This window comes from Stenotrophomonas sp., from assembly GCF_035634915.1.
Taxonomy (GTDB): domain Bacteria; phylum Pseudomonadota; class Gammaproteobacteria; order Xanthomonadales; family Xanthomonadaceae; genus Stenotrophomonas.
On the sequence record NZ_DASQCB010000005.1, the window covers coordinates 120441 to 144536 of the forward strand.

General features: G+C 67.6%; 21 protein-coding genes. 5 read left to right on the forward strand and 16 right to left on the reverse strand.

Annotated elements, in window-relative coordinates:
- Window positions 1-39 precede the first annotated feature (39 nt).
- Complete coding sequence (locus VER16_RS04730; protein WP_324805804.1) at window positions 40-2022, forward strand: acetyl/propionyl/methylcrotonyl-CoA carboxylase subunit alpha; 1983 nt, start codon at window positions 40-42, stop codon at window positions 2020-2022.
- Window positions 2023-2039: 17 nt separating this feature from the next.
- Here VER16_RS04730 and VER16_RS04735 read toward each other — a convergent pair whose 3' ends face one another.
- Window positions 2040-3224 carry a putative peptide maturation dehydrogenase gene (locus VER16_RS04735; RefSeq protein WP_324805806.1) on the reverse strand — a complete coding sequence of 395 codons (1185 nt, stop codon included), beginning with the start codon at window positions 3222-3224 and terminating at the stop codon, window positions 2040-2042.
- Window positions 3225-3325: 101 nt separating this feature from the next.
- Here VER16_RS04735 and VER16_RS04740 point away from each other — a divergent pair, with 101 nt between their 5' ends.
- Complete coding sequence (locus VER16_RS04740) at window positions 3326-3628, forward strand: NHLP-related RiPP peptide (RefSeq protein ID WP_324805808.1); 303 nt, start codon at window positions 3326-3328, stop codon at window positions 3626-3628.
- Here the strand turns inward: VER16_RS04740 and VER16_RS04745 are convergent.
- From VER16_RS04745 to aceB, 4 genes are all read right to left on the reverse strand, one after another.
- Window positions 3569-6136: a putative peptide modification system cyclase gene (locus tag VER16_RS04745; protein WP_324805810.1), complete on the reverse strand. Its 2568-nt coding sequence runs from the start codon at window positions 6134-6136 to the stop codon at window positions 3569-3571. The two genes, VER16_RS04740 and VER16_RS04745, sit on opposite strands and share 60 nt — an antisense overlap.
- 15 nt (window positions 6137-6151) lie before the next feature.
- Window positions 6152-7192 (reverse strand): GGDEF domain-containing protein, encoded by a 1041-nt coding sequence (locus VER16_RS04750; protein ID WP_324805812.1) that lies wholly within the window; start codon window positions 7190-7192, stop codon window positions 6152-6154.
- 319 nt (window positions 7193-7511) lie between these two features.
- Window positions 7512-8813: an isocitrate lyase gene (aceA, locus tag VER16_RS04755; RefSeq protein ID WP_324805815.1), complete on the reverse strand. Its 1302-nt coding sequence runs from the start codon at window positions 8811-8813 to the stop codon at window positions 7512-7514.
- A gap of 64 nt (window positions 8814-8877) precedes the next feature.
- Window positions 8878-10515 carry a malate synthase A gene (gene aceB, locus VER16_RS04760; protein WP_324805816.1) on the reverse strand — a complete coding sequence of 546 codons (1638 nt, stop codon included), beginning with the start codon at window positions 10513-10515 and terminating at the stop codon, window positions 8878-8880.
- Between the two features lie 110 nt (window positions 10516-10625).
- Here aceB and VER16_RS04765 point away from each other — a divergent pair, with 110 nt between their 5' ends.
- Together VER16_RS04765 and VER16_RS04770 are read left to right on the forward strand one after the other, a co-directional pair.
- A complete protein-coding gene (locus VER16_RS04765; protein WP_324805818.1) occupies window positions 10626-11594 on the forward strand; it encodes a LysR family transcriptional regulator in 969 nt (322 codons plus the stop codon).
- 176 nt (window positions 11595-11770) lie between these two features.
- A complete protein-coding gene (locus VER16_RS04770; protein WP_324805819.1) occupies window positions 11771-12679 on the forward strand; it encodes a LysR family transcriptional regulator in 909 nt (302 codons plus the stop codon).
- A 368-nt stretch (window positions 12680-13047) separates the two neighbouring features.
- On the opposite strand, the gene VER16_RS04775 is transcribed toward VER16_RS04770, so the two are convergent.
- The 7 genes from VER16_RS04775 to arfB form a co-directional block, all read right to left on the reverse strand.
- The gene (locus VER16_RS04775; protein WP_324805821.1) at window positions 13048-14304 is read right to left on the reverse strand and encodes an MFS transporter; all 1257 of its coding nucleotides are present in this window, start codon (window positions 14302-14304) and stop codon (window positions 13048-13050) included.
- 120 nt (window positions 14305-14424) lie between these two features.
- Window positions 14425-15051, reverse strand: coding sequence for a signal peptidase I (gene lepB, locus VER16_RS04780; protein ID WP_324805823.1), 627 nt, complete (start codon window positions 15049-15051; stop codon window positions 14425-14427).
- A gap of 127 nt (window positions 15052-15178) precedes the next feature.
- Window positions 15179-15625, reverse strand: coding sequence for a 3-dehydroquinate dehydratase (locus VER16_RS04785; protein ID WP_324805824.1), 447 nt, complete (start codon window positions 15623-15625; stop codon window positions 15179-15181).
- A 3-nt stretch (window positions 15626-15628) separates the two neighbouring features.
- Window positions 15629-16024 carry a hypothetical protein gene (locus VER16_RS04790; RefSeq protein ID WP_324805826.1) on the reverse strand — a complete coding sequence of 132 codons (396 nt, stop codon included), beginning with the start codon at window positions 16022-16024 and terminating at the stop codon, window positions 15629-15631.
- Window positions 16025-16202: 178 nt separating this feature from the next.
- Entirely contained in the window at window positions 16203-18359 is a 2157-nt protein-coding gene (gene dcp, locus VER16_RS04795) for a peptidyl-dipeptidase Dcp (protein ID WP_324805828.1), read from the reverse strand.
- Between the two features lie 111 nt (window positions 18360-18470).
- Complete coding sequence (locus VER16_RS04800) at window positions 18471-19073, reverse strand: lysophospholipid acyltransferase family protein (RefSeq protein ID WP_414716021.1); 603 nt, start codon at window positions 19071-19073, stop codon at window positions 18471-18473.
- A gap of 4 nt (window positions 19074-19077) precedes the next feature.
- Window positions 19078-19509 carry an alternative ribosome rescue aminoacyl-tRNA hydrolase ArfB gene (gene arfB, locus VER16_RS04805; RefSeq protein WP_324805832.1) on the reverse strand — a complete coding sequence of 144 codons (432 nt, stop codon included), beginning with the start codon at window positions 19507-19509 and terminating at the stop codon, window positions 19078-19080.
- A 134-nt stretch (window positions 19510-19643) separates the two neighbouring features.
- Here arfB and VER16_RS04810 point away from each other — a divergent pair, with 134 nt between their 5' ends.
- A complete protein-coding gene (locus VER16_RS04810; RefSeq protein WP_324805833.1) occupies window positions 19644-20171 on the forward strand; it encodes a DUF2059 domain-containing protein in 528 nt (175 codons plus the stop codon).
- 42 nt (window positions 20172-20213) lie between these two features.
- Here VER16_RS04810 and VER16_RS04815 read toward each other — a convergent pair whose 3' ends face one another.
- The 4 genes from VER16_RS04815 to VER16_RS04830 form a co-directional block, all read right to left on the reverse strand.
- The gene (locus VER16_RS04815; RefSeq protein ID WP_324805835.1) at window positions 20214-20996 is read right to left on the reverse strand and encodes a pseudouridine synthase; all 783 of its coding nucleotides are present in this window, start codon (window positions 20994-20996) and stop codon (window positions 20214-20216) included.
- Window positions 20997-21173: 177 nt separating this feature from the next.
- Window positions 21174-21761, reverse strand: a complete 588-nt coding sequence (locus VER16_RS04820; protein ID WP_324805837.1) for an O-methyltransferase — start codon at window positions 21759-21761, stop codon at window positions 21174-21176.
- Window positions 21758-23413, reverse strand: coding sequence for a ubiquinone biosynthesis regulatory protein kinase UbiB (ubiB, locus tag VER16_RS04825; protein ID WP_324805840.1), 1656 nt, complete (start codon window positions 23411-23413; stop codon window positions 21758-21760). Before ubiB ends, VER16_RS04820 begins: the two co-directional genes overlap by 4 nt.
- On the reverse strand, window positions 23410-24045 hold the full coding sequence (locus VER16_RS04830; protein ID WP_324805842.1) for a ubiquinone biosynthesis accessory factor UbiJ: 636 nt from the start codon (window positions 24043-24045) through the stop codon (window positions 23410-23412). The genes ubiB and VER16_RS04830 overlap by 4 nt, the downstream gene beginning before the upstream one ends.
- Window positions 24046-24096: the final 51 nt, after the last annotated feature.

Here is a 24096-nt window from a genome sequence, read left to right on the forward strand (position 1 = left end):
CGTGCCATGACCGGACACGTTCCCATGAAGCCCGTTGCCATGTTCAGCAAAATCCTCATCGCCAACCGTGGCGAGATCGCCTGCCGCGTCATTGCCACCTGCCGTCGCCTGGGCATCGCCACGGTGGCGGTGTATTCCGATGCCGACCGCAACGCGCGCCACGTGCGCCTGGCCGACGAGGCCATCCATATCGGCCCGGCCGCCGCGCGCGAAAGCTACCTGCGCGGCGACGTGCTGCTGGACGCCGCGCGCGCGACCGGCGCACAGGCGATCCATCCCGGCTACGGCTTCCTCTCCGAAAACGCCGATTTCGCCGATGCCTGTGCCGCTGCCGGCATCACCTTCATCGGCCCGCCGGCCAGCGCCATCCGCGCGATGGGTGACAAGAGCGCAGCCAAGGCGCTGATGGCCCAGGCCGGCGTGCCGCTGACCCCGGGCTACCACGGCGACCAGCAGGAACCCGCGTTCCTGCGTGCGCAGGCCGATGCCATCGGCTACCCGGTGCTGATCAAGGCCAGCGCCGGTGGCGGTGGCAAGGGCATGCGCAAGGTCGAACGCAGCGAAGACTTCGTCGATGCGCTGGCCAGCTGCCAGCGCGAGGCCGCCTCGGCCTTCGGCAACGACCACGTGCTGGTGGAAAAGTATGTCGAGCGCCCGCGCCACATCGAGATCCAGGTGTTCGGCGATACCCACGGTGATGCGGTCTACCTGTTCGAGCGCGACTGTTCGGTGCAGCGCCGCCACCAGAAGGTGCTGGAAGAAGCCCCTGCACCGGGCATGAGCGCCGAGCGCCGGGCAGCGATGGGCAAGGCGGCGGTCGATGCCGCGCGCGCGGTGGGCTACGTCGGGGCAGGCACGGTGGAGTTCATTGCCGGCCCGGACGGCGATTTCTACTTCATGGAAATGAACACGCGCCTGCAGGTCGAACATCCGGTGACCGAATACATCACCGGCACCGACCTGGTGGAATGGCAGCTGCGCGTAGCCGCTGGCCAGCCGATGCCGCTGCGCCAGGAACAACTGGCCATCCACGGCCATGCCATCGAAGCGCGCCTGTATGCCGAAGATGCCGACCGTGGTTTCCTGCCGTCCACCGGCACCCTGCGCCGCCTGCGCCTGCCGATGCCCTCGGCGAAGGTGCGCGTGGATGCCGGCGTGGAAGAAGGCGACAGCATCACCCCGTACTACGACCCGATGATCGCCAAGCTGATCGTCTGGGACGTGGATCGCGATGCCGCGCTGCGCCGCATGAGCCAGGCCCTGGCCGACTGCCAGGTGGTGGGCGTGACCACCAATGCCGGTTTCCTGCGCCGTCTGGTCAACACCGATTCGTTCGCCAACGCGAAGCTGGATACCGCGTTGATTGAACGCGAACAGGCTACGCTGAACGCCGTGGGCGACAGCGACGATGCACTGTGGCAGCTGGCCGCCATCGCCGCCGTGGCGAGTACCGCGCGTGCCGGCAGTGACGCGCGCGATCCGCATTCGCCGTGGCAGGCGCAGGACGGCTGGCGCCTGGGGGCTTCGGCACCGCGCGTGCTGCCGCTGCAGCAGGGTGAGCGTACGCACACGTTGAAGGTGTGGGCGCAGGCCGATGGCTGGCGTGTGCAGCGCGATGATGCGGCAGCGACTACGGTGGCCGGTCGCATCGACGGCGAGCGCCTGACCGCGCAGCTGGACGGGCGCCGCTGGCAACTGCGGCTGCTGCGCGAAGGCGACCAGCTGTATCTGTTCGGCGCCGATGGCCAGCACCGCTTCACCCTGCATGACCCGGTGGGTGAATCGGACAACGCAGCGGCCGACGCGGGCAGCCTGCTGGCACCGATGCCGGGGAAGATCGTGGCCACCCTGGTGGAAGCCGGTACGCAGGTGAAGCGCGGCACGCCGCTGGTGGTGCTGGAAGCGATGAAGATGGAGCACACCCTGCAGGCCCCGGCCGATGGCACGGTGAAGGGCTATCGGGCCAAGGCCGGTGACCAGGTGGGGGATGGGGCGGTGCTGGTGGATTTTGAAGCCGTTTGACAGGGACGGACGCGCGCTCAACCGGCGCGCGTCCAGATCTCGCCGGCCGGGTCCAGCTCGGCGGCCTGCATCCTGGTCGCACGCCAACCAAAGCCACAGATGGCCAGAGCCCCTTCCGTCAGCGGATCCAAGGCGAACACCTTTTCAAGGGGGCGCTCATTGATCGCGCCTGTGATGAAAGCACCAAGTCCCAGATCGGTAGCCGACAGGTACAGCGTCTGGGAGATGTGACCCGCCTCGAGCGTCACCACGCGGTAGCCCTTGTCGTGCCGCCGATACTTCCAGAACGTACGCTCGAACGCGGCCACCAGTACCACCAGGCAGTGGGCATTGGCGAACCAGTCCTGCTGGCTGACTGCTTCCAGCGCCAGCGCCGGCAGGTCCGCAGCATCGAAAGGCAGTGCCACCAACTGGTGGCTGTCCGCAAGGTAACGGTAGAGACCTGGCGCGATGCCTTCAACGTTCTGCACGATCAGGCAGGCCGAGGTGGGATGCAACCCGCCCCCCGAGGGCGAGTTCTTCTTGTCGAAGACCAGGCCGCCGCGCTGCACCCGCGCCTGGACGCCAAACGTGCGGGCCAGCAGCGTCGAGAACAGCGACAGCGGCAGTGCGCGTGCTACATCGAAGTTGCGACACGTGACACGTCGGCGCAGCAGGGTGTCAAAGTCAGTCTGCCGCGCAGCTGGCAGCGTACGCACATCGGCGGCAGAGGGCAAAGACCTTGGGCCCGGTGGCTCACCATGGCGTTCCAGCAGGCCGGCCGCAGTGTCGATACCCGCTGCGCGCGCGTCGGTCACCGAATCCACGTCGCTCCAGCGAGTGAACGAGTGCAACAAGGCAGCCAATGGGTGCCAGTACACGTGGCGCAGACGAGCGTCGTCGACTGCGGCAGATGAGGCGGTCGCCGAAAGCTCGGGCTGGAGGGATGCAGCTTCCTGGACAACGAGGCCGTTGTCGATCAATGACTGAAGCTCACTGGCCTGTGCCACCGCGCTCTGCTCGATCCACTGGTTGGGGCTGAGGCTGCCCAGCAACTCGCGTCCGGCGAGGCTGACTTCCACCGGCGCCGCCAGATGTGGCGCCAGTGCGTACCAGCGCATCGTCCGGGTAACGCCTGCACCACCGGACAACAGCCCTGTCAAGGCGAAAACTACGTCTTCGCGCGGCTCGAGGAAGACGATTGCACAACGTCGTATACGCATGGAGTCACGCCACCTTCAAGAGATTGCCTTGGGTTGCCGATAAGTTCGCCACATGCCGCACGCACATCTGCGTGCGGGTGCACGTCGACAGGGGAACATCCGTGAGCACCGAAGGCAACAATCCGCAATCACATCCGGCTTTTACGACCGAGTTCGCTACCCATCTGCTTGATCTGCTGTCCAGCGATGACGCGTTCCGTACACTCTTCGTCAGCGATGCGCACGCTGCGCTGGTGCAGGCAGGGCTGACAAGTGCAGACGCTGACGCCGCGCTGGTGGGCGACAGTTGTATGCGTCCGGAAACGTTGGCCAGCAAGGAGGAGATCGCTGCAGCGCGGGATGCGCTACTGGAAAGCATGACGTCGCAGACGGCGCACACTGTCCCCTTCTGCCTGCTGACCTGAGCGGTCCACTTTGATCGTCGCCGACGCGGCAGGGACATCTGCAAGGTCGGCGACGTTCATCACCATGAACGCCTGCGCGGCGATGGGATCCCCATAGGCACGTCCACGGTTCTGTTGAAGCCACTGCTGTTCGCGCACGGAGCGCGTTGCCTGGCCCAGATCATGCTGCGCATCGCGCATGGCGACATGCCACTGCACCAGATCCTGTCCATCACTCATGCCCATCAGCATCTGGGCGCTGCCCTCTGCATCGTGCCGCAGGCGCAGCTGGTCGGCTCTGACAATGGCCCACAGTGATTCATTGCGCGGATGACCGGATGCTGCCACCACCTGCGCCATCCGGCTCATCTGGGTGACGTTCAACGCGATGCCGGCGTAGCGTTGCTGGAGCCTGGCTGTGGCAAGGGCAATGCCCGCAAGGTCGTCACGTTCTTCACCAGCTGCGCTGGACGCAGAACGCAGCGCCTGTTGCAGTAATGCATCGACCTGCTGCGTCGAAGGTGGCTGGCCGGCGCGATAGCGAGCCACCATGGCACCCAGCTTCAACGGTACCGACATTACCTCCCCTTCCGTTGCGGCCTTGCTGACCCCCTTGTCGGCGATCATGATCGCCTCCTCCGCACGGCCGGCCCCGATCAACGTCGCCGCCCAGTCCAGGTACAACAGAAAGTCCTCGGGATGCGTGTGGGCGCGGGTCTGCGCCATCAGCAGCGCCTGATCGTTTCGGCCCAGGGTCGCCAGCACCGACACATGGCGCCGGTTCGGCGTGCTGGCACCGATACGCTCGGATTCGATCAGATCGCGTAGCGCGCCTTCCTGGTCACCCATCTGCTGGCGGATGCGCGCGGCCAATTCACGCGAAAGATGACGCGTGGCCTCCTTGGCCTGCGCAGCTTGGTCGGCCGCGCGCAACGCTTCCTGCGAATGCCCTTGCACGAACATCGCCCAGGCATAGTTCTGCTGTGCTGCGGGAATGTCCGGGTATACCTGCGCCAGCAGGCGCCATTTGGCTGGGGCGTGCAGTGCGGGTTGGCTTCCGAACTCGGCCTGCCAAGCGTCGATATAGAGGCGATCACGCACCGGCAGGTGATCACGGAGTGCTGCGGCCTTCTGCATCCATGGCGCGGCCTGTGCGGCCTCGCCCTGTGCCAGGTAGGTCAGCATCACGCCCACGTAGGCCAATGCGAACTGCGGGTCCACGGCCAGTGCCTGCATGTGAAGGTCCCGCGCGTCATCCATCTTCCGGGCGATGTACGCCTTGCGGGCAAGTGCGTAGATCTTCAGCGCATCCAGGCTGGACGTCGCGACCGCAGGCAATGCCTCGCCGCGCACCTGCATTGAGCTGGACGCCTCTCCGAGTTTGTCGCGCACTTCCCTCGATACGCCGTCAACAGCCTCCAACAGGCCGCCTACACCGCGTGCGTCACGCGCAACGAGATAGACCGTGCTCCTGTTGGCAGGATCGACAACTTCGGCAGACACGCGGAGGCGTCCGCCCACCTCAGCCACCACTGGCAGGATCACGGCACGTGCGCCGTCGCGCGTGGCGATCTCGCTGCCCAGCGCACGATCAACGGTGGAGTCACTCGGCTTCTGCATGCGTTCCAGCGCCTGACTCACCGCGACGTCGCTGATGATGTTCACGTGCTGGGACTGTTCCAGACTGATTCGAAACGCCTGGTCCAGAGAACCATCAAGAATGTGGTTCGCGGTCAGGTTGCGGAAACCGCCGACCACCACCCAATCGCGCTCGGCAAAGGCAATGGCCGGCTGCGGCCGGGTCAGGAACCAGCCGCCGACCAGCAACGCTGCCGCCAGCGCGACTTCGGCCGTCATCATCGCCGGCTGCCGCCAGAACGGGATGTCACGGCTCGCCTTGGCGCTCTGCCGCGGCCGTCCGGTCGACGCCATGCCGGGGTCCTGCAGGCCGAACACTTCCATCGACTGCGCCACGCCCTTGAAGCGCCAGCGCCCGAAGGACTTCCACTTCAGCCCCAGCGCGGCATCACCCAGATCGCCGGCCGCGCGCCGCACCATCGATTCGGCGGTGGCCGACAGCAGGAACTGGCCGGGCTGCGCCAGCTGCATCAGGCGCGCGGCCATCGGCTTGGCCAGGCCTTCCACTTCCACCGGCTTGGCGCCCAGCGCAATGGACTCGGCACTGTTGTTCCACAACAGCACCTCACCCACATGCAGGCCCATGCGTGCGCGCAGCAGGATGTTGCGCTTGCCGCCCAGCGCCTGCAGGCCGCGCTGGTAATCCAGCGCGAAGCCGAGGGCATCCACTGGCCGTTCAAACAGCATGAACAGGCCGTCGGAGCGATCGATCTGCTGCCCGGTCCAGCGCTGCTGCAGCGCCATCACCAGACGGTCGTGGTCCTGGAACAGTTCCGCCGCGGCGGCATCGCCCATGCGCTCCACCAGCAGGGTGGAATCGCACAGATCAGTGAACAGCAGTGCCCGCAGCTGTGCGGTGTGCGGGGTCGACGTTCCGGTGTCGCCGTTCATTGCCCAGGCCTCCGTTCACTGTCCGTCCATGCTGTCAGCCCAATGCAGACAGTTGCCGCCCGCGCGCTTGGCACGGTAGAGCGCACGGTCGGCGCCCGCATACCATTCGCTCCAGTCCCCTTCGGCCGCGAGCAGGCTGACACCGATGCTGGCCGGAGTGACATGCGGCGTACCATGGCTGCGCTCGAGCAGGCCATGCACCGCGCTGAGGATGAACTCGGCCGCGTGCTGTGCCGCCTCACGGTCTGCATGGCGCAGAATCAGGCAGAACTCATCGCCGCCCAGCCGGCAGGCCAGATCGTGTTCGCCGGCCATCGACCGCAGGATGTTGCCCATGCTCTGCAGCACGCGGTCGCCGGCCTGGTGGCCATGGCGGTCGTTGACCTGCTTGAAGCGGTCGCAGTCGATCAGCAGCAGTGCCTGCGGCGTGCCGTGGGGCTGGCTGCGGCACTCCTGCAGGTACAGGGTCAGGCCGCGGCGGTTGTGCAGGCCGGTCAGTTCATCGGTACGCACCAGTTCGCGGGTATGGGTGAGCTGGTGGGTGGTGATGTACAGGTTGTCCAGCGCGGTTTCCAGGTCGTGGTTGCGCCGGCGCAGCTGGCTGATCAGGGCCTGTTCGTTGGCCAGCACGCGCATGATCGTGCGCCGCAGGAAGTAGGCCACCAGCCCCGGATCGGATTCGACCAGGCAATGGAAATCGGTCGGCCCCAGTTCCAGCAGATGGCAGTCTTCGACCGCACGGGCGCCGGCGCTGCGCGGATGGTCGCCCACCAGCAGGCCCAGTTCACCGAAGAACTCGTGGCGCCCCAGGGTCTTGGTCACCAGGTCATCGCCGAAGTCCAGTTCGATCTGGCCGTCCAGGATGACGTACATGCCATCGCCGCGGTGGCCCCGGTGGAACAGCCATTGCCCGGCCTCGACCTTCAGCGGCCGCGCGAAGCGCGCGAACAGGGCCACTTCATCGTCCGACAGCAAGGCATGCACGATCTCGGCCATCGCCACCTGGGCGATACCGGTTGTCATATCGATGTTCTCGGCCGTGCCCCTGCCGGTCATTCCCTGCCGCCAGCGTCCCCTGGTGAGATGCGGAGCATAGCAGCGAAACAAACTGTGCGCCCCTTCTCATTTTTCATGAAGTGGCCGCCATCTGCCCCGAACAGGCGGGCAAGGCGCATTCAGGGGGGGCGGCCAGGCCCCCGGATACAACGACGCCGGCAGGTCCCCCGACCTGCCGGCGTCGTCTGGCCCTTCCCTGGCCACCCTGATCGGTCCGAAGGCCTTGGTAGCGTCGAGCTTGCTCGACTGCACTGGCTTCGGCTGGGGGCACGTCAGTCGAGCAAGCTCGACTCTACTGACATACCGGGTCAAGGCCGGGTCAGGCGGCGCGCTCGCTGCGGCCGCCATGGAACTGCTCTTCCTCGGTCGAGCCGGTCAGCGCCGTGGTCGAGGACTGGCCCTGCTGGATGGCCTGGGTGACCGCATCGAAGTAGCCGGTGCCGACCTCGCGCTGGTGCTTGACCGCGGTGAACCCGCGCTCGGCCGCTTCGAACTCGGCTTCCTGCAGTTCCACGAAGGCGCTCATCTGCCGGCGGGCATAGCCGTGGGCCAGGTTGAACATGCCGTAGTTCAGCGCATGGAAGCCAGCCAGGGTGATGAACTGGAACTTGTAGCCATAGCTGCCCAGCTCGCGCTGGAACTTCGCAATCGTGGCGTCGTCCAGGTTCTTCTTCCAGTTGAAGCTGGGCGAGCAGTTGTAGGCCAGCAGCTTGCCGGGGAACTTCGCATGGATGGCCTCGGCGAACTTCCGCGCGAACTCCAGGTCCGGCTTGCCGGTCTCGCACCAGACCAGGTCGGCATAGGGGGCGTAGGCCAGGCCGCGGCTGATCGCCTGGTCCAGGCCGTTGCGGGTCTTGTAGAAGCCTTCCACGGTGCGCTCGCCGGTGGTGAACGGCTGGTCGTTGCCGTCGATGTCACTGGTCAGCAGATCCGCCGCCTCGGCATCGGTACGCGCCACCAGCAGGGTCGGCACGCCCAGCACGTCGGCGGCCAGGCGCGCGGCGTTGAGCTTCTCGATCGCCTCACGGGTCGGCACCAGCACCTTGCCGCCCATGTGGCCGCACTTCTTCACCGAGGCCAGCTGGTCTTCGAAGTGCACGCCGGCCGCACCGGCTTCGATCATCGCCTTCATCAGCTCGAAGGCGTTGAGCACGCCACCGAATCCGGCCTCGGCGTCGGCCACGATCGGCTGCAGGAAGTCGATGTCATCCTTGCCCTCGGCGTGGTGCAGCTGGTCGGCACGCAGCAGGGTGTTGTTGATGCGCTTGACCACCGCCGGCACCGAGTCGGCCGGGTACAGCGACTGGTCCGGGTACATCTGCCCGGCCAGGTTGGCATCGGCCGCCACCTGCCAGCCGGACAGGTAGATCGCCTTCAGCCCGGCCTTGACCTGCTGCATGGCCTGGTTGCCGGTCAGCGCGCCCAGTGCGTTGACGAACTCCCGCTCGTGCAGCGATTTCCACAGCTTTTCCGCGCCCAGCCGGGCCAGCGAATGCTCGATGTGGACGGTGCCACGCAGGCGCACCACGTCGGCGGCGCTGTAGTTGCGCTGGATGCCTTGCCAGCGCGGGTGGGTGTCCCAGTCGTGCTGGATCTGTTCGGCAGTGGGCAGGGTGCTCATGTCTTTCTCCAGTTCGGTTCGTGCAGCGGTTGCAGCGGGGAAGGAACAGCGGGGAAGCAGGCCGTCAGTCGATGCGTGCGTAGGCCGGCAGGGTCAGGAAGTCGGTCAGTTCGTCGCTGCGGCTCAGTTCGCCCAGCAGGGCGATGGCTTCGCCGATGCGGGCGCCACCGGGCAGTGCGCGGGTGTCGCCCAGCCGCGCCGGCAGCTGGGCCAGAGCGGTGTCGAGCAGCGGCAGGTCGATGGCGGTACCGTCGTCCAGCTGCTGGCCCGGGGTGTGCAGCCACTGCCACAGCTGGCTGCGGCTGATCTCGGCGGTGGCCGCGTCTTCCATCAGGTGATGGATGGGCACGCAGCCATTGCCGTCCAGCCAGGCGGCCAGGTAGCGCACGCAGACTTCGACGTTGCCCTCGAAACCGGCGCGGGTGATGCTGCCCGGTGGCCGCGCGATCAGGTCATCGCGGCCCACCCGCACATCCTGGCGCAGCACCTGGTGCTGGTTCGGGGTCGGCATGTGTTCGTCGAAGATGGCCATCGCCACCGGGATCAGCGCCGGGTGCGCGACCCAGGTGCCGTCGTGGCCGGCACTGACTTCACGCAGCTTGTCGGCACGCACGCGGGCCATGGCCTGTTCGTTGGCGGCGGCATCGCTGTTGATCGGGATCTGCGCGGCCATGCCGCCCATCGCATGCGCGCCACGGCGGTGGCAGGTCTGGATCAGCAGTTCCGAATACGCCTTCAGGAACGGCTGGGTCATGGTCACCTGGCCACGCTCGGGCAGCACGCGGTCGGCGTGGCGGCGGAAGGTTTTCAGATAGGAAAAGATGTAGTCCCAGCGGCCACAGTTCAGGCCGACGATGCGCTCGCGCAGGGCGTGCAGGATTTCGTCCATCTCGAACACCGCCGGCAGCGTTTCGATCAGCACGGTCACCTTGATCTGGCCATGCGGCAGGCCGAGCATGCCTTCGATGTGCGACAGCGCGGTCTCCCACAGCGCGGCCTCTTCCATGCTCTGCAGCTTGGGCAGGTAGAAGTACGGGCCGCGGTCCTTGGCCTGCAGCGCGCGGGCATTGTGGAAGGCGAACACCGCCGCATCGAACAGGCCACCGGCCAGCGGCTGGCCGTCCACGGCCACGTGCTTCTCGTCCAGGTGCCAGCCGCGCGGGCGCACGATCAGGACCGCCTGTTCCTCAAAGGGGCGCAGGCTGTAGTGCTTGCCTGGCTTGCCGTTGACGGCCGGTGCGGTGAACTGCAGATCGCCGCGCACGGCGGCGGCCAGCGACTGCTGTCCGGCCAGCAGGTTGCGCCAGGTGGGCGAGGTCGAATCCTCGAAGTCGGCCATGAACACCTTGGCACCGGAGTTCAGCGCGTTGATGACCATCTTCGGGTCGGTCGGGCCGGTGATCTCGACGCGGCGGTCCTGCAGCGCGGCCGGCAGCGGGGCCACGCGCCAGTCACCTTCGCGGATGGCGGCGGTATCGCTGCGGAAGTCCGGCAGCCCGCCTTGGTCGAAGAACGCCTGGCGCTCGCGGCGGGCCTGCAGCCGCGCCTGCCGGCCCGGTTCCACCGTCCGGTGCAGCGAGACCAGCAAGGCCAGCAGCGGCGCCGGCAGCAGGGTCTCCTGGCCGGCCACGCGGGTCGCCAGGGCGATGCCGGGGGTGGCCTTTGCAGGGGCGGGGGAAACGGCAGAAGCGACGGCGGACATGGGGCGACTCCAGCGGTGGGGGAACGCCCCCAAAGTGCCGCCCGGGCCGAGTATTTGGCAAAACAGTTTTTGCAATGTTCCACATAAGGTGTGCTAATACTTATGACGCCATGACCACGCGCAGCCCGCCAAGTCCGCGTTTTTCCTACAAATCCGACCGGCTGAAGCCGCTGCGGGCGTTCTGCCAGACGGTGCGCCTGGGCTCGGTCTCACGGGCAGCTGAGGCGCTTTTCGTCAGCCAGCCCGCGATCAGCCTGCAGCTGCAGGCACTGGAACGTGAGCTGGGAGTGCCGCTGTTCGAGCGCAGCGGACGGCGCCTGGTGCCCAGCCGCGAGGGCCAGGTGCTCTATGAGATGGCGCAGCCGCTGGTGGAAAGCCTGGACGGGCTGGAAGCGCGCTTCCGCGACAAGGTGCGCGGGCTGGATGCGGGCGAGCTGAACATCGCCGCCAACAGCTCGACCATCCTCTACCTGCTGCCGAAGATCGTTGAACGCTTCCGCCTGCACCATCCGGACGTGCGCCTGACCCTGCACAACGCGATCAGCGCCGATGGCACCGACCTGCTGCGCGAGGATGCGGCCGACCTGGCGATCGGGTCGATGACCGACGTGCCGGCCGACCTGACCTATGCACCGGCCTACCGCTTCGAGCAGGTGCTGATCGCGCCACACGACCATCCACTGGCCAGTGGTGGCGAGCTGGAGCTGGCCGACATCGCCCGTTACCCGCTGGTGCTGCCGCCGAAGCGGCAGATCACCTACCGGCTGGTGGACCAGGTGTTCCAGCGCCACCGCATTGCGTACACCGTTGCATTGGAAGTGGGCGGCTGGGAGGTCATCAAACAGTACGTGGCGATGGGCATGGGCATTTCCATCGTGCCGGCGCTGTGCCTGCATGAAAGCGACCATGCGCGCTTGGCGGCGCGGTCGATGAAGCGCTGGTTCCCCGAGCGCAGTTACGGGGTGATCGTGCGGCGGGGCAAGGCGTTGTCGGCGCAGGCGCGGGCGTTCATCGAGCTGATCCAGCCGGAGCTGTTCAGTCCGCGCGATTACGACCAGAGCGGGCATTCCGAGCGGTAGGGGTGTCCGGCAGGGCTGCGCCCTGCACCTGGGATGGCGGGGGGCATGGTCTGCTCTCGGTAGGTGTCGACCTTGGTCGACACGGTAGATCCACGCCATTCGTGGATGCGCTTGATCGCCCGGGGTCAGAGCCCGCGTCCGGCCCATTTCCGGCTGACGATGAATAAACTGGCCCCATGTCCATCGAACTCCGCCACCTGCGTTACTTCCTTGCCGTTGCCGATACGCTGCACTTCGGCCAAGCAGCCGAGCGTCTGGGGATGTCGCAGCCGCCGCTCAGCCAGCAGATCCGCCAGCTGGAAGAACTGATCGGCGCGCGGTTGTTCGTGCGCAGTCATCGCCGCGTGCAGCTCACCGCTGCGGGCGAGCTGCTGCAGGAACGCGCACGGGCCATCGTGCAGCAGGTGGAAACGGCGGTGGACGAGGTGCAGCGCGCGCAGCGCGGTGAGCAGGGCGAGCTGCATATCGGCCTGACCCGGGCCACGCCGCTGTCGCCGCAGATTCCGCGGTCGATCCTGCAGTACCGGCAGCAATACCCGCAGGTACGCCTGCAGCTGAGCGAGATGAACACCCTGCAGCAGATCGATGCGCTGCTCGATGGCAGCCTGGATGTGGGCATCATCCGCAAGCGTGCGCTGCCGCCGGAACTGGTGGCGCACAGCCTGTTCGTCGATCCGCTGGCGTTGATCGTGCACGCCGACCACCCTGCCCTGCGCCGGCTGTCGAAGCAGGGCACGCTGGCGCTGCGTGATTTCGCCCAGGAACCGTTCGTGGCGTTCCGCCGCAGTGCCGGTGCCGGCATCCATGACCACATGATCGCATTGTGCGCGGCGGCGGGATTCACTCCGCGCATCGTGCAGGAAGCCGGTGAGGCCTCGACGCTGATCAGCCTGGCAGCCGCCGGGCTGGGCGTGGCGGTACTGCCTTCCTCGTGCGACCACATCCGGGTGGAAGGCGCGCGCTTCGTGGCCCTGGCCGATGCCGGGGCGCATTCGGAAGTGCAGCTGGCCTGGCGACGCGAAGGGGTGACGCCGTTGATCCGCAATTTCGCCGGGTTGCTGCGCGGCGCGTTTGCGGAAGGGTGATGCGGCCGACCCGGCGCCTTTGCTAGACGCCAACCTTGGTTGGCCGCCCTGCCAGAGCGCCGACCAAGGTCGGCACCTACCAGAGCAACGCCGTGCCGTGCGGAACGTGGATTGCGCAGGGGTGGGCCGACCGACCAGGCAGCTTTGGTAGTTGCCAACCTTGGCTGGCCACCCTGCCAGAGCGCCGACCAAGGTCGGCATCTACCAGAGCAACACCGCGCCCATGCGGAACATGGATTGCGCAGGGGTGGGCAAACCGACCAGGCAGCTTTGGTAGTTGCCAACCTTGGTTGGCCGCCCTGCCAGAGCGCCGACCAAGGTCGGCATCTACCAGAGCAACGCCGTGCCCATGCGGAACGCGTGTCGGGTCAGGCAGCGACCGGCTGCGGGGCGCGCTGCTGCAGGGCCCAGATGATGCCGCCGCCGAGCAGGGTCAGCACGCCGGTGAACAGGCACACGCCCAGCCAATCCCACGCGGCATAGGCCAGGCCGCCCACGGCGCCGAGCACGCTGCTGCCCAGGTAATAGGCGAACAGGTACAGCGCCGAGGCTTCGGCGCGCATCGAACCGGCACGGCTGCCGACCCAGCTGCTGGCCACCGAATGGCCACCGAAGAAACCGAAGGTGACCAGGGCGATGCCCAACGCCATCGTGGTCAGCCACGGCATGGCCAGCAGCACGATGCCGGCACCGATCAGGCCGAAGGCAATGGTCAGCACGCGGCCGCGGCCGTAGCGCGTGGCCTGCTGTCCCATCCACGCCGAGCTGAAGGTGCCGACCAGGTACACGCTGAAGATCAGCCCGACCACGGTCTGGCTGAGGTGGTACGGCGGCGCCAGCAGGTGGTAACCCAGATAGTTGTAGAGGGTGACGAACACGCCCATCAGCACGAACGAGGTGGCGAACAGCCACGGCAGGCCCGGATCGGCGAACAGCGTGCGCCAGCGTGCGGGCAGCTGGCGCAGGCCGCCACGGCGGGCCTGGAAGTGCCGCGACGGCGGCAGCTGCAGCCACAGCAGCACGGTACTGGCCACGGCGATGATCGAGACCGCGCCGATGCCCCAGCGCCAGCCCCAGTGGTCAGCGATGATGCCGGCCAGCAGGCGACCGCTCATGCCACCGATGGCATTGCCGCCGATGTACAGGCCCATCGCCAGGCCCAGCGCGCGGCTGTCCATTTCCTCCACCAGGTAGGTCATCGCCACCGCCGGCACGCCACTCAGGGCCAGGCCCAGCAGGGTGCGCAGCACCAGCATGGTGGTCCAGTCATCAACCAGCGCGGTGCACAGCGACAGCAGGGCCGAGGCCATCAGCGCGGCAATCATCATCGGCCGCCGTCCGATGGCATCGGACAACAGGCCGGCCAGCAGCATGGCCACGGCCAGGGTGCCGGTGCTCAGCGACAGCGACATCGCGCTGCCGGCCGCGGACACGCCGAAGTGGCGGCTGAACTCGGGCAGCAGCGGCTGCACCGTGTACAGCAGGCCGAAGGTGGAGAACCCGGCCAGGAACAACGCGACCGCCGTGCGCCGGAACGCCGGGGTGCCCTGCTGGATGCGGGTGTCGACGAGAGAATCAGGAGTGCGGGGGCGGCCGCTGAGGGACGCCGCAGTTTCGCCAGTCATGGGATCGAGAGGCCGTGGGGGCGGCCAACGTGGGGGTACGGGGCCCAGCGTAGGCCCCTCGATCCAGTCGATCCATAACCTGATAAGTCAGGATCGATATGCAGGAAATATCAATTCAGCTTAGAGGTGCGCCCACTCGAAACCATCGCCGCGGCGGTAGTAGATGGCCACGGCGCGGCCGTAGACCTTGTCGGCATCAACGAAACCAAAGAAGCGGCCGTCGAAGCTGTTGCCGCGGTGGTCGCCCAGCACCAGCAGTTTGCCGGCCGGCACCACCAGGTCGGCAATGTCGGGGCCGCCGCCCATGTCGAGGTCGAGCTGGGCCTGGCGCTCGCCGAAGGCTTCGGTGTCGCGCAGGTCGGCGATCTGCAGCGGTTGGCCGTTGATGGCCAGGTGGCCGCCGTGCAGCTGCACATGGTCACCGGCCACGGCCACCACGCGCTTGATCAGGCGGGTGCCATCGGCCGGCGAATCAAACACGGCCACTTCGCCGCGCTGCGGGCTGCCGGTGGCCAGCAGCTGCTGGCTGGTGAACGGCAGGCGCAGGCCGTACGCACGCATGTCCACCACCACGCGGTCGCCCGGCTGCAGGGTCGGCTGCATCGAGCCGCTGGGCACCACGTAATGGTTGGCCAGGGTGTCGCGGGCGGCGGCGAGCAGGCCAAGCATGACCAGCAGCGGCAGCGCTTCCTTCTTCAGCCAGGTGAGCGCGCGTTCGGCAAACGGGGGGCGGGCGGCGGCGTCCATGACAGGTTCCGGTGGGTGGAAGCTCGGTAAGACCTCTGGCAGGCGCGCGAGGTTCCCGGATGCCGCCTCCGGGCGCCGGGGTCAGAGCCCTTTCCGCGGGCGGAAAGGGATCCGACCCCGGCGCGCGTCAGGTGCCGACGTGCACGCCGTTGGCGTACTCGGCCAGGCCGAGGTGGTCCAGGGCGATATCCAGCGCCAGCACGTAGCTCTGCGCGCCGTAGCCGGCGGCGATGCCCAGGCGCTGGCCGACACCGGCCGGCAGGCACGGCTCGGCCACGGCGCCGTCGTCGTGCACTTCCACGTAGGCGTTGTGCAGGTTCGGCAACAGGCGTTGCAGGCGCAGGCTGCCGGCACAGGCGCCGGGGTCGAGCAGGGTCACTTCGCCACGGCTGTGGTCGGCCACGCGCAGCGCGTCCAGCAGTTCCTGTTCCGAGCCGCAGGCGCGGATGGCCACGCTGGTGCCGGCGTCGATCGCACGGTGCACCAGCGATTTCAGCACCGGCGCCGGCAGCGGCTGGGCGGTGCGGATCAGTGCACCGGCGACTTCCGGGCCACGGATGATGAAGATCGACATGGCTCAACCCTCCTGCGCCAGGCGGCGGCCGACGATGGCCAGCGACAGCGGGTAGCCCGCCTGCTGGCTGCGCTGGTCGACCACCACCGCGGCCGGCCCGTGCTGCAGGTGCAGGCGTGCATCCAGGCCCGGCGCATGCGGGGCCTGCAGTTCGATGTACGAGGCGGGCATGCGCTCCAGTGCCGCCTGCAGGGCGCCGCCCTCGGCCTGCCACTGCGCGTCGTCGGCCACGCCCACGTCCAGCAGCACCCAGTCGTCGGCCCGGGCCTGGCACAGGCATTGGCGCACATCGGACAGGCTGGCGCAGTCGTTGCACAGCACGCGATGGCCGCACAGTTCCAGCGGAAGCTGCGGGCGCGGCGCCGACGACGGCGCGTGCCGGATCACCAGGAGGGTCATACACCACCTTGCACAAAGCGCCCTGCGGCGCGGTAGGCACACGATGCGCGTGCAGGCCGTAAAGGTGCGATGGCGGGGGATGGCGCGAGGCGTAAAAGGTGCGTAACGCAACCGGGGTCGGAGCCCGCCACGCGATGCGCGACGGGATCCGACCCCGGAGGTGCTGCGTTCTACGTTGTTATTTCAGCCCGCGGAACTTCAGCAGCGGTTCCACCGACGGGTCCTTGCCGCGGAAATCGCGGTACAGGGTAGACAGTTCCACGCTGTTGCCGCGCGAAAGGATCTTGTCGCGGAACTCCTGGCCGTTGGCCGCCGTCAGGCCACCGTGTTCGGTGAACCACTGGTAGGCGTCATGGTCCAGCACCTCGGCCCAGAAGTAGGCGTAGTAACCGGCCGAGTAGCCGCCGCCCCAGATGTGGTCGAAGTAGGTGGTGCGGTAACGCGGCGGCACCTGCGGCAGGTCGACCTTGAACTTCTTCAGCGCGCTGGCTTCGAAGGCGCCCACATCCTGCAGCGGGGCATCGGCCTTCTGCGTGTGCCAGGCCAGGTCAAGCAGTGCGGCCGACAGGTACTCGGTGGTCGCATAGCCCTGGTTGAAGCTGCGTGCCTTGAGGATCTTGTCGACCAGTTCCTGCGGCATCGCTTCGCCAGTCTTGTAGTGCTTGGCGTAGTGGGCGAAGACCTTCGGGTCCAGCGCCCAGTGCTCGTTGAACTGCGAGGGGAACTCGACGAAATCGCGCGAGGTGGCAGTGCCGGCGATCGACGGGTACTTCACGTTCGAGAACATGCCATGCAGGGCGTGGCCGAACTCATGGAACATGGTGGTGACGTCGTCGAAGCTGATCAGCGCAGGTTGGCCATCGGCCGGCTTGGTGAAGTTGCAGACGTTGTAGACCACCGGCTTGGCACCGGTCAGGCCGTCCTGCTCGACGAACACGTCCATCCAGGCGCCGCCGGACTTGGTGTCACGCTTGAAGTAGTCGGTGTAGAACAGGGCCAGCGAGCTGCCGTCCTTGTCGAACACTTCGTACACCTTCATGTCCGGGTTGTAGGTCGGAATGTCGGTGCGCTGCTTGAAGGTGATGCCGTACAGCTGGGTGGCGGCGTAGAAGACGCCGTTCTGCAGCACGTTGTCCAGTTCGAAGTACGGCTTGACCTGCGATTCGTCCAGATCGTACTTGGCCTTGCGGACCTGCTCGGCGTAGAAGTCCCAATCGGAGGCGGCAACCTGGAAGCCACCCTTCTGGGCGTCGATCACCTTCTGGATCTCACCGGCTTCGGCACGGGCCTTGGCGGTAGCAGCCGGCACGGTGTCGGTCAGCAGCTTCAGCGCCGCGGCCGGGGTCTTGGCCATCTGGTCGCCCAGCTGGTAGTCGGCGAAGGTCTCGAAGCCAAGCAGCTTGGCCTTCTGCGCACGCAGCTGGGCCAGGCGCTGCACGGTCTCGCGGGTGTCGTTCTTGTCGCCACGCTCGGCACGGGTTTCCGAGGCCTTCAGCACGGCAGCGCGCTGGTCACGGTCGCTGAGCGAACCGAGCACCGGCTGCTGGGTGGTGTTCTGCAGCGGCAGCACGAACTTGCCGTCCAGCTTGCGATCCTTGGCGGCGTTGGCCGCGTTGTTGATCGCGTTGTCGTCCAGGCCGGCGAGCTTGGCCTTGTCGTCCACAACCACGGCCGCAGCGGCGGTCGCGGCCACCAGGCGGGTGTGGAACTGGGTGGAGAGGGTGGTCTCTTCGACGTTGAGCTTGCGCAGGCTCGCCTTGTCGGCGTCGGACAGCTGCGCGCCAGAGCGCACCAGGCCGTCGTAGTAGTGCTCGACCAGGCGCTTCTGCACCGGGTCCAGCTCCAGCGTGTCACGCTGGTCGTACAGCGACTTCACGCGGGCGAACAGCTTCGGGTCGAGGTTGATCTCGTCCTGGTGCGCGGCCAGCTTCGGGGCAATGTCTTCCTGGATCTTCTGGCGTGCTTCGGTGCCATCGGCCTGGACCAGGCCGAAGAAGATGCGCGACACGCGGTTGAGGGTCTCGCCGCTGCGCTCCATCGCCACGATGGTGTTGTCGAAGGTGGCCGGCTCGGCGTTGTCGGCGATCTTGCGGACTTCGGCCAGGTGCTGGCGCATGCCTTCTTCGAAGGCCGGCGTGTAGTCGCTGTCCTTGATCTTGTCGAACTGCGGCGCCTGGAACGGCAGCGTGCTGGCGCTCAGCAGGGGGTTGGTGGAGGCTTCGGCCGGCTGCTGGGCCGGGGCTTTCTGTGCTTCGGACACGGGGGTGGACTCCTTGCCGGAACAGGCCGCCAGCGCCAGGCTGATGGCGGCGGCCAGGACTACGGTACGCGACATGTAAAACGCTCCTTGGGCGGACGGTATGGGATACCAGCCCCCCACCCTACTCCTGTCGCGCACGCCCGGCATGTGCCGGACGTGGCGCCTGGCCTGCCGCCGATGGCCGGCTCAGACCGTGCCGCGGGTCTTGCCCAACCACGGCCGGTAGAACTCGCGGATGGCGGCCATGTCGGCCGCATCATCGCCGGTCGGCTGGAACAGCGGGCCGATGCCGATGGTCTTTTCCGGGTAGTGGAAGTACGCCGCCAGAACCGGCACGTCGGCCATCCGCGCGATCTTCAGGAACCCGGCCTTCCAGTCCTTCACCGCCTTGCGGGTGCCCTCGGGGGTGATGGCGAACCACATCTTCTCGTTGTTGCGCAGCAGGTCCACGGCCTGGCCGACGGTGCCCTGCGGCGCGCTGCGGTCCAGCGGGATCACGCCCAGCCTGTGCAGCAGCGGGCCCAGCGGCCACCAGAACAGCGAGGCCTTGCCCAGCACCTTCACCTTCATGCCCAGCGCGATCTTGGCCGCCATGCCCCACAGGCCGTCCCAGTTGGACGAATGCGGGGCGATGATGAAGACCAGCCTGGGAATGTCCGGCAGGGTACCGGTTACTTTCCAGCCCCCCAGGCGCAGCGTGCAGCGCGCCAGCCAGCGCAGGAAGGGGTTGGACTTGACCTGCGGCATGCTCGGCGGAACGGCCGGCAGCAACGGTGTCGGGTTGTTCAAGCAATCACTCCCAGTCACGTGATGAGCGCCCGCGCTTGATCTGCGCGCGCCCGCGTTTGGCGTCCAGTCGACGCAGTTTCGACCCGAGGGTCGGCTTGGTGGCCTTGCGTGGCTTGGGCACGCTCAGCCCGGCCTGGATGAAGGCCGCCAGCCGCTCGCGCGCATCCTCGCGATTGCGATCCTGGGTGCGGAACCGTTGCGCGTCGATGACCAGCACGCCTTCGCCGGTCATGCGCCGGTCGCGCCGCGCCAACAGGCGCGCGCGCAACGGGTCGGGCAACGAGGGCGAGTTGGCCACGTCGAAACGCAGTTCCACCGCGGTGGAGACCTTGTTGACGTTCTGCCCACCGGCGCCACTGGCACGCACGAACCGCTCGACGATCTCGCCGTCGGGGATTTCAAGCTGCGCGCTGATGGTGACCGGTCCACTGCCCATCCGCGCATTGTAGCGGCAGCCGCGTTGCCGTGGCTGCCATCGCGTGGCGTATGCCGCCGATCAGGTACCGAACACGCCGCCTTCGCCTTTGCAGCGGGTATGCTGGCCGTCCCATGTACCGCAGGAAGCCTCGCATGACCCGCCTCATTCCCGCCCTGTCCACCGGCCTGCGCCGCGCCGTGCTGCTGGTCGCACTGGCCGTGGCCAGCGCGCCGGCCCTGGCCGCGCCGCCCACCGATGCCGACATCAACCGCCTGCTGGCGGCCTCGCGCGCGCAGAGCCTGCTGGACGGCATGCTGCCGCAGCTGGAAGCGATGCAGCGCCAGCAGTTCGAGGAGATCGCCCGGCAGCGCCAGCTGACCCCCCAGCAGACCGAACAGCTGCAGCGCATGCAGCAGCGCACCACCGCCACCCTGACCAAGGCGCTGTCCTGGCAGCAGCTGCGGCCGATGTATGTGGACCTCTACAAGAAGAGCTTCAGCAAGGAAGACGTGCTGGCGATGGCCGAGTTCTACGAGAGCTCGGCCGGGCAGAGCCTGCTGGACAAGACCCCGCTGCTGATGCAGAACGTGATGATCGCCATCCAGGAAAAGATGAAGCCGCTGATGGCCGACCTGGAGAAGGACATGCAGGCGATCCTCAGCGAGCCGGAAACCAAGTGAGGTAGTGCCGGCCGCTGGCCGGCAACCCTGGATTGTTGGGGGTCAGAGTCCTTTCCCTGCGGGAAGGGGATCCGCCCCAGGATCGGTTACGGCGACCTGCCAGCCGAACAGGCCCAGGGCCTTCTGGAATTCACCGTCCAGCGGTGCGCGCACGTCCACCGTGCCGCCATCGGGGTGCGGGAAACGCAGGCGTTCGGCGTGCAGCAGCATGCGGTGCACGCCCTGCATGCGGAAGTTGCGGTTGTGGCGGCCATCACCATGGCTGGTATCGCCGATCAGGTGATGCGAGAGGTGCTTGAGGTGGCGGCGGATCTGCCGGAAGCGGCCGGTCTGCGGCTGGCAGCGCACCAGTGCGTAACGCGAACTGGCGAAGTCGCCCACCGGCACGGACAGCTCGCCGGTGGCCAGCCGCTGGAAATCGGTCACCGCCGGCTTCTTCACCGGCTTGCCGGGGCCGCCGTCCAGGTCGTGGTCGACCTGCCAGGCCTCCTCGGCCGGCCAGCCACGGCAAATGGCCAGGTAATCCTTGCTCACTTCGCCGCCCATCAGGGCCTTGCCCAGCGCACTGGCGGTGTCGCGGTCGAAGGCCAGCAGCAGGCAGCCGCTGGTGGCGCGGTCCAGGCGGTGCACCAGGAAGATCGGCCGGCCCAGCTGCTCGCGCAGGCGGTCGGCGAGGAAATCGTCTTCGCCACGGGCCAGCTTGCTGTCGTGGACCATCAGCCCGGCCGGCTTGTTGACCACGGCCAGGCGCTCGTCCAGGTGCAGCAGCTGCAGGGGGGCGGTTTCGATCTCGACCGCGGCGAGGATGTCAGGTTCGGTGCTCACCGCGCGATTATAAGGGCGCCCCTGCCCGGTAGAGTCGAGCTTGCTCGACTGGCGCTCCCAGCCCGGTAGAGCCGAGCCCATGCTCGGCTGCTGTGCGCGATTGGAAACAGCGTGCCAACCAAGGTTGGCATCTACCTGTGGTAGCCGAGCATGGGCTCGGCTCTACAAAGAGGGTGTTCAAGCGTTGCGCACGGCCAGCAGTTCGCCATTGCCCACTGGTACCAGGCTGGTACTGAAGGCCGCATCGGCATCCAGCAACGCGCGCAGCGGCGCCATCTGTTCCGCGTGCGAGATGGCGTTGTCCACCACCAGCAGGCCGCCGGGGCGCATCACGCGGCGCAGCTGCGGCCACCAGCCGGCGTACTGCTCGCGGTCCGAATCGAGGAACAGCAGGTCGATGCTGGCATCGGCCGCACCGGCCAGCCACGCGCCGGCGTCGCCCTGCACCAGGGTGATGCGCTCGGCCAGGCCGCTGCGCGCGAAGTTGGCGCGCGCCATTGCCACCTTGTCGGCCGCGTATTCCAGCGTGGTGACGTGGCCATCGACGGCGTCGGCGGCTTCGGCCAGCCACAGCGTGGAATAACCATTGGACGTGCCGATTTCCAGCACGCGCCGCGCCTGGCCGAAGCGCACCAGCACCGACAGCAGCTCGCCGGTGTCGGCGGTGATGTTCAGCATGCGCCGGCCACGCTCGGTCTCGCGCGCATCGTTGGCCGCGCCGTGGCGGGCCAGCTCGTCTTTCAGGACCTGCAGCGCGGTATTCATCGCCACCACGCGCGGGCCAGGGCGAACGCACCCAGCGCGGCCGCGCCCAGGCTCAGTATCGGCAGGTCGCCCCAGTACCAGCCCGGCGGCTGCAGCACGTACATCAGCGTGGCGATGGCCAGCAGGCCGACGCCGGTGATGGCGCCGACCGCGCGCTTCTGCAGGCGCTGCAGGCTGGCATCGAGGGTAACCAGGTCACGCGAGCGCATCGCCAGTTCGTGACGGCCTTCCACCTGCTGGGTCAGCCAGGCGTGCACCAGGCGCGGCATGTCCGGCGCGTGGGTCATGATTTCCGGCAGGCGCTTGCCGATCTCGCGCACGACCCGGCGCGGGCTGTAACGCTCGCGCAGGATCTTCGCCAGCACCGGCTTGGCCACCGCCCAGATGTCGATCTGCGGGTCGAGCTGGCGGCCCACGCCTTCGATGTTCAGCAGGGTCTTCTGCAGCAGGATCAGCTGCGGCTGCAGGGTCAGCTGGTAGCGCTGGGCCACCCGGAACAGCTTCAGCAGCACTTCGGCCAGCGAGATCTGCGACAGCGGGCGGGTGAAGTACGGTTCGCACACTGAACGCACCGCCGCTTCCAGGTCGTCGATGCGCACGTTGTCCGGCATCCAGCGCGCCTGCACGTGCAGTTCGGCGATGCGGCGGTAATCACGGTTGAAGATGGCCATGAAGTTCTCGGCCAGGTAGTACTGATCTTCCTGCGAGAGCTGGCCCATGATGCCGAAATCCAGCGCGATGAAGCGCGGGTTTTCGCGGCGCGCCGGATCGGTGTCGACCCAGATGTTGCCGGCGTGCGCATCGGCGTGGAAGAAGTTGTCGCGGAACACCTGGGTGTAGAACACCCGCACGCCCTTGGCAGCCAGCGCCTTGCGGTCGATGCCGGCCTGGTCCAGCGCAGCGATGTCGTCGGAGGGAATGCCCCACACCCGTTCGAGGGTCAGTGCACGCTCGGCGGTGTGGCTCCAGATCACTTCCGGTACGTACAGATCGTCGCTGTTTTCCCAGAAGCGGCGCAGCACGCTGGCGTTGGCACCTTCGCGCTGCAGGTCCAGCTCGGCGGCCAGGGTGTTCTCGACCTCGGCCACCACTTCGCGCGGGCGGATCTTGTCGGCACGCGGATGGGTACGCTCGACCAGCGCGGCCAGCGAATTGAGCAGGGCGATGTCAGCATCGATCTGCTTCTCGATGCCCGGGCGCAGCACCTTCACCACCACCTGGCGGCCATCGGCCAGGGTGGCGGCATGCACCTGCGCGATCGAGGCCGAGGCCAGCGGCTCGGTGTCGAAGCTGGCAAAGGCCTCGCTGACCGGCAGGCCCAGCGCCTCTTCGACGATGCGGCGTGCGGTGTCGCCATCGAAGGGCTTGACCCGGTCCTGCAGCAGGGTCAGTTCATTGGCCACGTCCGGCGGCACCAGGTCGCGGCGGGTGGACAGGATCTGCCCGAACTTGACGAAGATCGGGCCGAGGTCCTGCAGCGCCAGGCGCAGGCGTGCGCCACGCGACTGCGAGGCGATGTCGGCCGAGGCGCGCGGTACGAAGGGCTTGGCCAGGCGCAACCAGCGCTCGGCCGGCGTGTCTTGCAGCAGGTCGTCGAGGCGGTAGCGCAGGATGACGCGGCCGATGCGGTTGGCCCGCAACAGCGCCTTCATGCGGCACCCCGCAGGCGCTGCACGCGTGCACCGAGGCGCTCGACGTCGTCACGCAACACGTCCACGTCGTCGTGGAAGGCATCCAGTTCCGCACGTGGCACCACGTCACGCGACTCCTCGGTGATGAATTCGGCGGCGCTGTGGGCGAGGTCGATGGCACCCTGGCGCGCGTGCTGCAGGGCGCTGCGCAGGGTGTTGGCGACCTGCACGCCGAGCACCTCGCCGAACACGCTGACGAAGGGCTGCTGCCAGTCGGGGTCGAAGCCTTTGGCCAGCTGCTGCAGGCGGCGCGCCAGTTCGGCATCGCCGGCCACGCGCACGCGGCCCTTGCCGTTGTCGTTGCCGCGGCGGGCGTTGGCCAGCAGCGGCAGCTGGGCGAGCACGCCGGCCAGGCTGCTGCGCACGGCCAGGTCGGCTTCCTGTGCGTCCACCGGGCCGACCCGCAGCTGGTCGCCATCGACGCTGATGCGCATCGCCAGCGACGGTGCGTCCAGGGTCAGGTCGATGTGGCGGCCGTCGAGGCTGGCCAGGGCGTGGCGGGTATCCGGATCCAGCGCCAGCGCGCGGTTCAGGGCGGTCTGCAGGGCGCGGCCGGCGACCGGCTTGAGGGACGAGAGCAGGGAGAGAGCCATGTGTGCATTCTACCTGCGTGGGTGGGGAGCTTGGGCCGGGCTGCCGCCCGG

Excerpts from the sequence above, each read along its gene's own strand:
- VER16_RS04730 (WP_324805804.1), top strand. The coding sequence starts at position 40 with ATGTTCAGCAAAATCCTCATCGCCAACCGTGGCGAGATCGCCTGCCGC.
- VER16_RS04735 (WP_324805806.1), bottom strand. The coding sequence starts at position 3,224 with ATGCGTATACGACGTTGTGCAATCGTCTTCCTCGAGCCGCGCGAAGAC.
- VER16_RS04745 (WP_324805810.1), bottom strand. The coding sequence starts at position 6,136 with ATGAACGGCGACACCGGAACGTCGACCCCGCACACCGCACAGCTGCGG.
- VER16_RS04750 (WP_324805812.1), bottom strand. The coding sequence starts at position 7,192 with ATGACCGGCAGGGGCACGGCCGAGAACATCGATATGACAACCGGTATC.
- aceA (WP_324805815.1), bottom strand. The coding sequence starts at position 8,813 with ATGAGCACCCTGCCCACTGCCGAACAGATCCAGCACGACTGGGACACC.
- aceB (WP_324805816.1), bottom strand. The coding sequence starts at position 10,515 with ATGTCCGCCGTCGCTTCTGCCGTTTCCCCCGCCCCTGCAAAGGCCACC.
- VER16_RS04765 (WP_324805818.1), top strand. The coding sequence starts at position 10,626 with ATGACCACGCGCAGCCCGCCAAGTCCGCGTTTTTCCTACAAATCCGAC.
- VER16_RS04770 (WP_324805819.1), top strand. The coding sequence starts at position 11,771 with ATGTCCATCGAACTCCGCCACCTGCGTTACTTCCTTGCCGTTGCCGAT.
- VER16_RS04775 (WP_324805821.1), bottom strand. The coding sequence starts at position 14,304 with ATGACTGGCGAAACTGCGGCGTCCCTCAGCGGCCGCCCCCGCACTCCT.
- lepB (WP_324805823.1), bottom strand. The coding sequence starts at position 15,051 with ATGGACGCCGCCGCCCGCCCCCCGTTTGCCGAACGCGCGCTCACCTGG.
- VER16_RS04785 (WP_324805824.1), bottom strand. The coding sequence starts at position 15,625 with ATGTCGATCTTCATCATCCGTGGCCCGGAAGTCGCCGGTGCACTGATC.
- VER16_RS04790 (WP_324805826.1), bottom strand. The coding sequence starts at position 16,024 with ATGACCCTCCTGGTGATCCGGCACGCGCCGTCGTCGGCGCCGCGCCCG.
- dcp (WP_324805828.1), bottom strand. The coding sequence starts at position 18,359 with ATGTCGCGTACCGTAGTCCTGGCCGCCGCCATCAGCCTGGCGCTGGCG.
- arfB (WP_324805832.1), bottom strand. The coding sequence starts at position 19,509 with ATGGGCAGTGGACCGGTCACCATCAGCGCGCAGCTTGAAATCCCCGAC.
- VER16_RS04810 (WP_324805833.1), top strand. The coding sequence starts at position 19,644 with ATGACCCGCCTCATTCCCGCCCTGTCCACCGGCCTGCGCCGCGCCGTG.
- VER16_RS04820 (WP_324805837.1), bottom strand. The coding sequence starts at position 21,761 with ATGAATACCGCGCTGCAGGTCCTGAAAGACGAGCTGGCCCGCCACGGC.
- ubiB (WP_324805840.1), bottom strand. The coding sequence starts at position 23,413 with ATGAAGGCGCTGTTGCGGGCCAACCGCATCGGCCGCGTCATCCTGCGC.
- VER16_RS04830 (WP_324805842.1), bottom strand. The coding sequence starts at position 24,045 with ATGGCTCTCTCCCTGCTCTCGTCCCTCAAGCCGGTCGCCGGCCGCGCC.